This is a genomic window from Dryocola clanedunensis, assembly GCF_038405435.1.
In the GTDB taxonomy this organism is placed as follows: Bacteria; Pseudomonadota; Gammaproteobacteria; order Enterobacterales; family Enterobacteriaceae; genus Dryocola; species Dryocola clanedunensis_A.
This window is the reverse complement of sequence record NZ_JBBYHZ010000008.1, coordinates 78,898-91,058: the sequence shown is the minus strand read 5'-3', so window position 1 is coordinate 91,058 and position 12,161 is coordinate 78,898. Positions and strand designations below refer to the sequence as shown.

The 12,161-nt window shown below is 53.8% G+C and carries 5 protein-coding genes; all 5 read left to right on the top strand.

The genetic code is table 11. The features are described 5' to 3' along the window. The first annotated feature begins 39 nt into the window (after positions 1-39). The 5 genes from pdhR to acnB all read left to right on the top strand — a co-directional run bounded on the left by pdhR (position 40) and on the right by acnB (position 12,109). Entirely contained in the window at positions 40-804 is a 765-nt protein-coding gene (gene pdhR, locus AAE045_RS16865) for a pyruvate dehydrogenase complex transcriptional repressor PdhR (protein WP_455548711.1), read from the top strand. A gap of 143 nt (positions 805-947) precedes the next feature. After that, positions 948-3,611 carry a pyruvate dehydrogenase (acetyl-transferring), homodimeric type gene (gene aceE / locus AAE045_RS16860; RefSeq protein WP_455426955.1) on the top strand — a complete coding sequence of 888 codons (2,664 nt, stop codon included), beginning with the start codon at positions 948-950 and terminating at the stop codon, positions 3,609-3,611. A 15-nt stretch (positions 3,612-3,626) separates the two neighbouring features. Next, on the top strand, positions 3,627-5,510 hold the full coding sequence (gene aceF / locus AAE045_RS16855) for a pyruvate dehydrogenase complex dihydrolipoyllysine-residue acetyltransferase (RefSeq protein WP_455548710.1): 1,884 nt from the start codon (positions 3,627-3,629) through the stop codon (positions 5,508-5,510). A 218-nt stretch (positions 5,511-5,728) separates the two neighbouring features. Then, positions 5,729-7,153 carry a dihydrolipoyl dehydrogenase gene (gene lpdA / locus AAE045_RS16850; protein WP_202301171.1) on the top strand — a complete coding sequence of 475 codons (1,425 nt, stop codon included), beginning with the start codon at positions 5,729-5,731 and terminating at the stop codon, positions 7,151-7,153. Positions 7,154-9,511: 2,358 nt separating this feature from the next. Then, on the top strand, positions 9,512-12,109 hold the full coding sequence (acnB, locus tag AAE045_RS16845) for a bifunctional aconitate hydratase 2/2-methylisocitrate dehydratase (protein ID WP_455548709.1): 2,598 nt from the start codon (positions 9,512-9,514) through the stop codon (positions 12,107-12,109). Positions 12,110-12,161: the final 52 nt, after the last annotated feature.

Here is a 12,161-nt window from a genome sequence, read left to right as displayed (position 1 = left end):
ACCAATTGACTCTGGGCTAAATGGCAGAGATAGGGAAGAATGGCCTACAGCAAAATCCGCCAACCAAAATTATCCGATGTGATTGAGCAGCAGTTGGAGTTTCTCATCCTTGAGGGCACCTTGCGTCCCGGCGAAAAACTTCCACCCGAACGTGAACTGGCAAAGCAGTTTGACGTTTCTCGTCCTTCCCTGCGCGAGGCTATCCAGCGTCTCGAGGCGAAAGGACTCCTGCTTCGTCGTCAGGGCGGTGGCACTTTTGTCCAAAACAGCCTCTGGCAGAGCTTAAGCGATCCGCTTGTAGAACTGCTTTCTGACCATCCCGAATCCCAGTTTGACCTGCTTGAAACCCGCCATGCCCTCGAAGGGATCGCCGCTTACTACGCCGCACTGCGTGGGACGGACGAAGACCTTAAGCGTATCGGCGACTGCCACTTAGCGATTCAGCAGGCCCAGGAATCAGGCGATTTAGACGTCGAATCCGATGCCGTTATGCAGTACCAAATCGCAGTAACTGAAGCCGCACACAACGTTGTGCTACTACACTTGTTGCGCTGCATGTCGCCCATGCTCGAACAAAACGTTCGTCAGAATTTTGAATTGCTCTACGCGCGCCGTGAAATGCTGGCGCAAGTGAGCAGCCATCGCGCCAGCATTTTTGCGGCGATTATGGCTCGTCAGCCGGAGCAGGCGCGTGAAGCGTCGCACCGTCACCTGGCGTTTATTGAGGAAATATTGCTGGATCGCAGCCGTGAGGAGAGCCGTCGTGAACGTTCTCTGCGCCGCCTTCAGCAACGTAAGGAATAAGGGCCAGATTTCTGGTTCTAAGCGCCAATCTTAGAGCGCGGCAACTAAACGCAGAACCTGTCTTATTGTGCTTTTTCAGGAAAAGCACAATGGGACAGGTTCCAGATAATCAACGTATTAGACACAGATAAGGAATACCACCCATGTCAGAACGTTTCCCAAATGACGTGGATCCGATCGAAACTCGCGACTGGCAACAGGCGATCGAATCGGTCATCCGTGAAGAAGGTGTTGAGCGTGCTCAGTATCTCATCGACCAGTTACTGTCCGAAGCCCGCAAAGGCGGCGTTAAAGTGGCAGCTGGCACAGGTGCAGCCAACTACGTAAACACTATTGCCGTTGAAGATGAACCGGAATACCCGGGCAATCTGGAGCTGGAACGTCGTATTCGTTCTGCTATCCGCTGGAATGCCATCATGACCGTGCTGCGTGCGTCTAAAAAAGACCTCGAGCTGGGCGGCCACATGGCATCTTTCCAGTCTTCCGCAACTGTCTATGATGTGTGCTTCAACCACTTCTTCCGTGCTCGCACAGAAAAAGACGGCGGCGATCTGGTGTACTTCCAGGGCCACATCTCTCCGGGCGTGTACGCGCGTGCCTTCCTGGAAGGTCGTCTGACTGAAGAGCAGATGAACAACTTCCGTCAGGAAGTCCACGGCAACGGCCTGTCTTCTTATCCGCACCCGAAACTGATGCCTGAGTTCTGGCAGTTCCCGACCGTCTCTATGGGTCTGGGTCCAATCGGCGCGATTTACCAGGCTAAATTCCAGAAATACCTGGAACACCGTGGTCTGAAAGACACCTCTGCTCAGCGCGTTTACGCGTTCCTGGGCGACGGCGAGATGGATGAGCCAGAATCTAAAGGCGCCATCACTATCGCTACCCGTGAAAAGCTGGACAACCTGTGCTTCATCATCAACTGCAACCTGCAGCGTCTTGATGGCCCGGTCACCGGCAACGGCAAAATTATTAACGAACTGGAAGGCATCTTCGCGGGCGCTGGCTGGAACGTTATCAAAGTCATGTGGGGTTCCCGCTGGGACGAACTGCTGCGTAAAGATACCAGCGGTAAACTGATTCAGCTGATGAACGAAACCGTTGACGGCGACTATCAGACCTTCAAATCCAAGAACGGCGCGTACGTGCGTGAGCACTTCTTCGGTAAATATCCGGAAACTGCCGCACTGGTTGCTGACTGGACTGACGAGCAGATCTGGGCGCTGAACCGCGGTGGCCACGATCCGAAGAAAGTCTACGCTGCACTGAAAAAAGCACAGGAAACCAAAGGCAAAGCAACCGTGATCCTGGCTCATACCATCAAAGGGTATGGCATGGGTGACACCGCCGAAGGGAAAAACATCGCTCACCAGGTTAAGAAAATGAACATGGACGGCGTGCGCTATGTCCGCGATCGTTTCAATGTGCCTGTGGCTGATGCCGACATCGAAAAACTGCCGTACGTTAAGTTTGAAGAAGGCAGCGAAGAGTACAAATACCTGCACGGCCAGCGTGAAAAGCTGAACGGCTACCTGCCTTCTCGTATGCCTAAGTTCACCGAGAAGCTTGAGCTGCCTAAGCTTGAAGACTTCAGCCAGCTGCTGGAAGAGCAGAACAAAGAGATCTCCACCACCATCGCCTTCGTTCGTGCTCTGAACGTGATGCTGAAGAACCCGTCTATCAAAGACCGTCTGGTTCCAATCATCGCCGATGAAGCGCGTACCTTCGGTATGGAAGGTCTGTTCCGTCAGATTGGTATTTACAGCCCGAACGGCCAGCAGTACACCCCGCAGGACCGTGAGCAGGTTGCTTACTACAAAGAAGACGAGAAAGGTCAGATCCTGCAGGAAGGTATCAACGAGCTGGGCGCAGGTTCTTCCTGGCTGGCTGCTGCGACCTCTTACAGCACCAACAACTTGCCGATGATTCCGTTCTACATCTACTACTCCATGTTCGGTTTCCAGCGTATCGGCGACCTGTGCTGGGCAGCAGGTGACCAGCAGGCACGTGGCTTCCTGGTAGGCGGGACTTCCGGTCGTACCACGCTGAACGGTGAAGGTCTGCAGCACGAAGATGGCCACAGCCATATTCAGTCTCTGACTATCCCGAACTGTATCTCTTACGATCCTTCTTACGCTTACGAAGTCGCTGTCATCATGCATGACGGTCTGGAGCGTATGTACGGTGAAGCGCAAGAGAACATTTACTACTACATCACTACGCTCAACGAAAACTACCACATGCCTGCGATGCCGCAGGGTGCGGAAGAAGGTATCCGTAAAGGTATCTACAAACTGGAAACCGTTGAAGGTAGCAAAGGTAAAGTTCAGCTGATGGGCTCCGGTTCTATCCTGCGTCACGTACGTGAAGCAGCGCAGATCCTGGCTAAAGACTACGGCGTAGGCTCCGACGTATTCAGCGTCACCTCCTTCACCGAACTGGCCCGTGACGGTCAGGACTGTGAGCGCTGGAACATGCTGCACCCAACTGAAGAACCACGCGTACCGTACGTTGCTCAGGTTCTGAGCGATGCACCAGCGGTGGCATCTACTGACTATATGAAACTGTTCGCTGAGCAGATCCGTAACTTCATCCCGGCAAGCGACTACCGCGTACTGGGCACTGATGGCTTCGGTCGTTCAGACAGCCGCGAAAACCTGCGTCACCACTTCGAAGTTGACTCATCCTACGTGGTTGTTGCCGCGCTGGGCGAGCTGGCTAAACGTGGTGAAATCGATAAGAAAGTGGTAGCGGAAGCCATCACCAAATTCAATATCGATGCAGATAAAGTTAACCCGCGTCTGGCGTAAGAGGTAAAGAAGATAATGGCTATCGAAATCAACGTACCGGACATCGGGGCTGATGAAGTTGAAATCACCGAGATCCTGGTCAAAGTGGGCGACAAAGTTGAAGCTGAACAGTCGCTGATCACCGTAGAAGGCGACAAAGCCTCTATGGAAGTTCCGTCACCTCAGGCTGGCGTCGTTAAAGAGATTAAAGTCTCCGTTGGCGACAAAGTGGCTACGGGCTCACCGATCATGATTTTCGATTCCGCCGAAGGTGCAGCAGCCGCTGCACCTGCTCAGGCAGAAGAGAAGAAAGAAGCAGCGCCGGCGGCCGCTCCTGCAGCTGCGGCAGCAAAAGAAGTGAACGTACCGGACATCGGCGGTGACGAAGTAGAAGTTACCGAGATCATGGTTAAAGTTGGCGACAAAGTAGAAGCAGAGCAGTCTCTGATCACCGTTGAAGGTGACAAAGCTTCTATGGAAGTCCCGGCGCCGTTCGCAGGCGTTGTGAAAGAGATCAAAATCAATACCGGCGACAAAGTGTCTACCGGCTCCCTGATTATGGTCTTCGAAGTGGCGGGTGCTGCACCTGCTGCTACAGAATCCAAAGCTGAAGCCGCTCCGGCAGCAGCTGCGCCAGCGGCATCCGGCTCGAAAGAAGTGAACGTGCCTGATATCGGCGGCGACGAAGTAGAAGTTACCGAAGTGATGGTGAAAGTGGGCGACAAAGTTGCCGCTGAACAATCGCTGATCACCGTTGAAGGTGACAAAGCTTCTATGGAAGTGCCGGCTCCGTTTGCGGGCGTAGTTAAAGAAATCAAAATCAGCACCGGCGACAAAGTGTCTACCGGCTCCCTGATCATGGTCTTCGAAGTTGAAGGCGCAGCGCCAGCTCCGGCGGCTAAGCAAGAGGCAGCGGCTCCGGCTCCTGCGGCAAAAGCTGATAAACCAGCGGCTGCACCAGCTGCGGCTTCCGGCAAAACTGAATTCGCTGAAAATGACGCTTACGTCCACGCGACTCCGCTGATTCGCCGCCTGGCGCGCGAGTTCGGTGTAAACCTGGCGAAAGTGAAGGGCACTGGCCGTAAAGGCCGTATCCTGCGCGAAGACGTACAGGCTTACGTGAAAGACGCTGTTAAACGTGCTGAAACTGCTCCGGCAGCGACGGGCGGCGGTCTGCCTGGCATGCTGCCATGGCCAAAAGTCGACTTCAGCAAGTTTGGTGAAATCGAAGAAGTGGAAATGGGCCGCATCCAGAAAATTTCTGGTGCCAACCTGAGCCGTAACTGGGTGATGATCCCGCACGTTACCCACTTCGACAAAACCGACATCACCGATCTGGAAGCGTTCCGTAAGCAGCAGAACGAAGAAGCGGCTAAGCGTAAGCTGGACGTGAAGTTCACTCCTGTGGTGTTCATCATGAAGGCTGTTGCAACTGCACTTGAGCAGATGCCTCGCTTTAACAGCTCCCTGTCCGAAGACGGCCAGAAGCTGACGCTGAAGAAATACATCAACGTCGGCGTGGCGGTTGATACGCCAAACGGCCTGGTGGTTCCGGTGTTCAAAGATGTGAACAAGAAGAGCATCACCGAGCTGTCCCGTGAACTGATGGCTATCTCCAAGAAAGCCCGTGACGGTAAGCTGACCGCTGGCGAAATGCAGGGCGGCTGCTTCACTATCTCAAGCCTGGGCGGTATCGGGACAACTCACTTCGCGCCAATCGTTAACGCGCCGGAAGTGGCTATCCTCGGTGTCTCCAAGTCCGCGATGGAGCCTGTGTGGAACGGTAAAGAGTTCGTGCCGCGTCTGATGATGCCAATGTCTCTCTCCTTCGACCACCGCGTGATCGACGGTGCAGATGGTGCGCGCTTTATTACCATCATCAACAACACCCTGGCAGATATTCGTCGCCTGGTGATGTAAGCCAAAAAGCCGGCCTGCTGGTCGGCTTTTTTCTGATAATCTCATGATGCTGTCTGGGATTATCTGCTGCATAGGACAAAACGTTTGCCGTTTGTTGTTTCAAAATTGTTAACAATTTTGTAAACTGCACGCGGATAGAACGTCCCGGTGGATGATGGGCGTTGTGATACATCAGAAAAATAACGTCAGACCCGCCGGAAATAAATTAAGAGGTCATGATGAGTACTGAAATCAAAACTCAGGTCGTGGTACTTGGGGCTGGTCCTGCTGGTTACTCCGCTGCATTCCGTTGCGCTGATTTAGGTCTGGAGACCGTCATTGTTGAACGTTACAGCACCCTTGGTGGTGTTTGTCTGAACGTTGGCTGTATCCCTTCTAAAGCTCTGCTGCACGTTGCTAAAGTTATCGAAGAAGCGAAAGCTTTGGCCGAGCACGGCATCGTTTTCGGCGAGCCGAAAACCGACATCGACAAAATCCGTACCTGGAAAGAAAAGGTTATCAACCAGTTGACTGGTGGCCTGTCCGGTATGGCGAAAGGTCGTAAAGTTAAGGTCGTTAACGGTCTGGGTAAATTTACCGGCGCTAACACTCTGGTTGTCGAAGGCGAAAACGGCCCGACTACCATCAACTTTGATAACGCGATTATCGCGGCGGGTTCCCGTCCGATTCAGCTGCCATTCATTCCGCATGAAGATCCGCGCGTATGGGATTCCACCGACGCTCTGGAACTGAAATCCGTACCAAAACGCATGCTGGTTATGGGCGGCGGGATCATCGGTCTGGAAATGGGTACCGTTTACCATGCGCTGGGTTCAGAGATTGACGTGGTTGAGATGTTCGACCAGGTTATCCCTGCCGCCGATAAAGACGTGGTTAAGGTGTTCACCAAGCGTATTAGCAAGCAGTTCAACCTGATGCTGGAAACCAAAGTGACCGCCGTTGAAGCCAAAGAAGACGGGATCTACGTCTCTATGGAAGGCAAAAAAGCCCCGGCAGAAGCGCAGCGTTATGATGCGGTGCTGGTTGCTATCGGCCGCGTACCTAACGGTAAGCTGCTGGACGCGGGCGCTGCCGGCGTTGAAGTTGACGACCGTGGCTTCATCCGTACCGACAAACAAATGCGCACCAACGTGCCGCACATCTACGCAATCGGCGATATCGTCGGTCAGCCGATGCTGGCGCACAAAGGTGTTCACGAAGGTCACGTTGCCGCAGAAGTTATCGCCGGCATGAAGCACTACTTCGACCCGAAAGTGATCCCATCGATTGCTTATACCGAACCAGAAGTTGCGTGGGTTGGCCTGACCGAGAAAGAAGCGAAAGAGAAAGGCATCAGCTACGAAACCGCCACCTTCCCGTGGGCTGCTTCTGGCCGTGCTATCGCTTCCGACTGCGCAGACGGTATGACCAAGCTCATCTTCGACAAAGAGACTCACCGTGTTATCGGTGGTGCGATTGTCGGGACTAACGGCGGCGAGCTGTTAGGTGAGATTGGCCTGGCTATCGAAATGGGTTGTGACGCAGAAGACATCGCGCTCACCATCCATGCGCACCCGACTCTGCATGAGTCAGTGGGTCTGGCCGCCGAGATCTTCGAAGGTAGCATCACCGATCTGCCAAACCCGAAAGCGAAGAAAAAGTAACTTTTCGAGTTTGACGAAACGGCCCTGCGGGGCCGTTTTTTTTGGGCTAAAAGGCCACCCTTGCGGGCGGCCAGTAGCTTAATTGCCCAGGTTCAGCACCAGCAGAACCGTGATGTCTGAAATATTCCAGCCACCCTGACTCAGCGCGATAACAGAACCCAACACAAGGATAAGCGCGTAGAGCAGACGCATTTCCATTGCGTGTTTCCGTAAAAACTACGGCGATCCCTTCTTCACCGGGAAAGGCAGAACCAGGCAAGCGTATTAGATTTGCCACGTAGGATGGATGAACTGCTTCCGGGCCCGGTGACTGGCTGCTACACCAGCGAAGCAGGCCGCTGGTGAATATAGATAAAAGCGGTGTGCTTGAATATGGCGTTTTAATGTTTGCAAAGAGTTGCATCCACTTTTCGGCATTTGTGCACAAAATGAACAATCTAACTTGCGCCTGATGATTTCAGGAGGCAAAATAGTTTTCGTATTAGGTTTGCCACAAAATACTTCTCCGCATCGTGTGCTACCACCTTGCAGAGACAAACGAACCGCCGAAAGGCGGTTTTTTTGTAGCCAAACGAAAAGGCCGCCCTTGCGGGCGGCCAGTAGCTTAATTGCCCAGGTTCAGCACCAGCAGAACCGTGATGTCTGAAATATTCCAGCCACCCTGGCTCAGCGCGATAACCGAACCTAACACAAGGATAAGCGCGTAGAGCAGACGCATTTCCATTGCGTGTTTCCGTAAAAACTACGGCGATCCCTTCTTCACCGGGAAAGGCAGAACCAGGCAAGCATATCGGGCTTGCCACGTAGGACGTATGAACTGCTCCCGGGCCCGGTGACTGGCTGCTACACCAGCGGAGCAGGCCGCCATTGAATGTAGTGTAAAAGAGGATGCTGATAAACGGAGATCTTGTGATTGCAGAGTTTTACATTCATTTTCCGGCAGGAGTACGCAAAATAAACAATTGGCCTTGCGCGGTGAAAAATTTGGATGCAAAATCCTTCTTGTATCGGGCTTGCCACAAAACACTTCTCCGCATCGTGTGCTACCACCTTGCAGAGACAAACGAACCGCCGAAAGGCGGTTTTTTTGTAGCCAAACGAAAAGGCCGCCCTTGCGGGCGGCCAGTAGCTTAATTGCCCAGGTTCAGCACCAGCAGAACCGTGATGTCTGAAATATTCCAGCCACCCTGACTCAGCGCGATAACCGAACCCAACACAAGGATAAGCGCGTAAAGCAGACGCATTTCCATTGCGTGTTTCCGTAAAAACTACGGCGATCCCTTCTTCACCGGGAAAGGCAGAACCAGGCAAGCTGTTTGGGGCTTGCCACGTAGGGGAATCGAACTGCTTCCGGGCCCGGTGACTGGCTGCTACACCAGCGAAGCAGGCCGTAGACGAATTTAGAGTAAAAAATAACCGGTTGGAAACTGGATTCTTGAATTGCAGGCAGTTGCATCGATTTTTATAAAGTTGCTCGCAATATAAGCATAATGGCTTGAGGGTGAATAATTTTGTGTGTAATCTCATCTGCGTTTGGGGCTTGCCACAAAACACTTCTCCGCATCGTGTGCTACCACCTTACAGAGACAAACGAACCGCCGAAAGGCGGTTTTTTTGTAGCCAAACGAAAAGGCCGCCCTTGCGGGCGGCCAGTAGCTTAATTGCCCAGGTTCAGCACCAGCAGAACCGTGATGTCTGAAATATTCCAGCCACCCTGACTCAGCGCGATAACCGAACCTAACACAAGGATAAGCGCGTAGAGCAGACGCATTTCCATTGCGTGTTTCCGTAAAAACTACGGCGATCCCTTCTTCACCGGGAAAGGCAGAACCAGGCAAGTTTACTGAGCTTGCCACGTAGAGCAGATGAACTGCTTCCGTGCCCGGTGACTGGCTGCTACACCAGCGAAGCAGGCCGCCGTCGAATGTAGAGCAGAAAAGGATGCTGATAAACAGCCATTTTCGGTTTGCAGCAAGTTACATACGTTTTCTGGTGGCAGTACGCAAAATAAACAATTGGTCTTGCACGGTTAAAAATTTGGATGCAAAATCCTTCATGTACTGAGCTTGCCACAAAACACTTCTCCGCATCGTGTGCTACCACCTTGCAGAGACAAACGAACCGCCGAAAGGCGGTTTTTTTGTGAGCAAAATTCATTTCCGGAAGGGCAAACCTTATCCGTAACGATTCAGCAAAAATAGTATGTTGCTTTTTTGTAAACAGATTAACTCCCCCTGAAAATCCTGCTATGCTGCCCGACGCGGTATCGGGCATTTACCCTACAAACTGCTGTCTCACAGGAGCGTGAAGAGATTAGCCTGGTGGCGCCATATGACAATGAGAGCGAGGAGAACCGTCGTGCTAGAAGAATACCGTAAGCACGTAGCTGAACGTGCCGCCGAGGGGATTGTTGCAAAACCATTAGATGCAACCCAAATGGCCGCACTGGTTGAGCTGCTGAAGAATCCGCCTGCAGGCGAAGAAGCATTTCTGTTAGATCTGATTACCAACCGCGTTCCGCCAGGCGTCGATGAAGCCGCCTACGTTAAAGCCGGTTTCCTGGCTGCCCTCGCCAAAGGCGACGCCACCTCCCCATTAATCTCCCCTGAAAAAGCAGTCGAGCTGCTTGGTACCATGCAGGGCGGATACAACATTCACCCGCTGATTGACGCACTGGACAACGAAAAGCTGGCTGCTATTGCTGCCAAAGCGCTGTCTCATACGCTGCTGATGTTCGACAACTTCTATGACGTAGAAGAGAAGGCGAAAGCGGGCAACACCCACGCGCAGCAGGTTCTGAAATCCTGGGCTGACGCCGAGTGGTTCCTGTCTCGTCCAAAGCTGGCCGAGAAAATCACCGTTACCGTCTTCAAAGTGACCGGTGAAACTAACACCGATGACCTGTCTCCTGCGCCGGATGCCTGGTCCCGTCCGGATATCCCACTGCACGCTCTGGCGATGCTGAAAAACGCCCGTGAAGGCATTGACCCGGATCAGCCGGGCAGCGTCGGTCCAATCAAGCAGATCGAAGCCCTGAATAAGAAAGGCTTCCCGCTGGCGTATGTTGGTGATGTTGTCGGTACCGGTTCATCCCGTAAATCCGCCACTAACTCCGTGCTGTGGTTCATGGGTGACGACATTCCTAACGTGCCGAATAAGCGCGGTGGCGGTGTGGTGCTGGGCGGTAAAATTGCGCCAATCTTCTTTAACACCATGGAAGATGCCGGTGCGCTGCCGATTGAAGTGGACGTTAACGACCTGAACATGGGCGATGTTATCGACATCTATCCGTATAAAGGCGAAGTGCGTAACCACGACACCAACGAAGTTATCGCTAATTTCGAACTGAAAACTGACGTGCTGCTTGATGAAGTGCGCGCCGGTGGCCGTATTCCGCTGATCATCGGTCGCGGTCTGACGACTAAAGCGCGTGAAGCGCTGAACCTGCCGCACAGCGAAGTTTTCGTGCAGGCGAAAGACGTGGCGGCCAGCACCCGTGGCTTCTCTCTGGCGCAGAAAATGGTTGGTCGTGCCTGCGGCGTGGACGGCATCCGTCCTAACCAGTACTGCGAACCAAAAATGACGTCCGTCGGCTCTCAGGACACCACCGGTCCAATGACCCGTGATGAACTGAAAGACCTGGCGTGCCTGGGCTTCTCCGCCGACCTGGTGATGCAGTCCTTCTGCCACACCGCGGCTTATCCTAAGCCTGTGGATGTGACCACACACCACACTCTGCCTGACTTCATCATGAACCGTGGCGGCGTGTCGCTGCGTCCGGGCGATGGCGTTATCCACTCCTGGCTGAACCGCATGCTGCTGCCGGATACCGTTGGTACCGGCGGTGACTCCCACACCCGTTTCCCTATCGGCATCTCCTTCCCGGCTGGTTCCGGTCTGGTGGCGTTTGCCGCTGCAACCGGGGTTATGCCGCTGGATATGCCTGAGTCGGTGCTGGTGCGCTTCAAAGGTAAAATGCAGCCGGGTATCACCCTGCGTGACCTGGTGCACGCCATTCCTTTGTACGCCATCAAGCAGGGCCTGCTGACCGTTGAGAAGAAAGGTAAGAAAAACATCTTCTCCGGTCGTATTCTGGAAATCGAAGGTCTGCCAACGCTGAAAGTCGAGCAGGCGTTTGAGCTGACGGATGCTTCCGCAGAGCGTTCCGCTGCGGGTTGCACCATCAAGCTGGATCGCGAGCCGATCGAAGAGTACCTGAACTCCAACATCGTGCTGCTGAAGTGGATGATCGCCGAAGGCTACGGCGACCGCCGCACGCTGGAGCGCCGTATCCAGGGCATGGAAAAATGGCTGGCGGATCCGCAGCTGCTGGAAGCTGACGCAGACGCGGAATACGCAGAGATCATCGAAATCGATCTGAACGATATCAAAGAGCCGATCCTGTGCGCACCGAATGACCCGGACGACGCGCGTCTGCTGTCTGACGTTCAGGGCGAGAAAATCGATGAAGTGTTTATCGGCTCCTGCATGACCAACATCGGCCACTTCCGCGCGGCGGGCAAGCTGCTGGACAGCCACAAAGGCCAGCTGCCAACCCGTCTGTGGGTTGCACCGCCAACGCGTATGGATGCGGCACAGCTCACCGAAGAAGGTTATTACAGCGTCTTCGGCAAGAGCGGGGCGCGTATCGAAATCCCTGGCTGTTCACTGTGCATGGGTAACCAGGCGCGTGTGGCAGACGGCGCAACGGTGGTATCGACTTCTACCCGTAACTTCCCGAACCGTTTAGGGACCGGGGCGAACGTCTTCCTGGCCTCCGCAGAGCTTGCCGCAGTTGCCTCATTGCTGGGCAAACTGCCGACGCCTGAGGAATACCAGACCTTTATGGCGCAGGTCGATAAAACGGCGGTGGATACCTATCGCTACCTGAACTTCGACCAGCTTTCCCAGTACACCGAGAAAGCAGACGGCGTGATTTTCCAGACCGCGGTCTAGTGAACGCTACCCTCTCCCTGTGGGAGAGGGGCTGGGGGTGAGGGCATCAGGC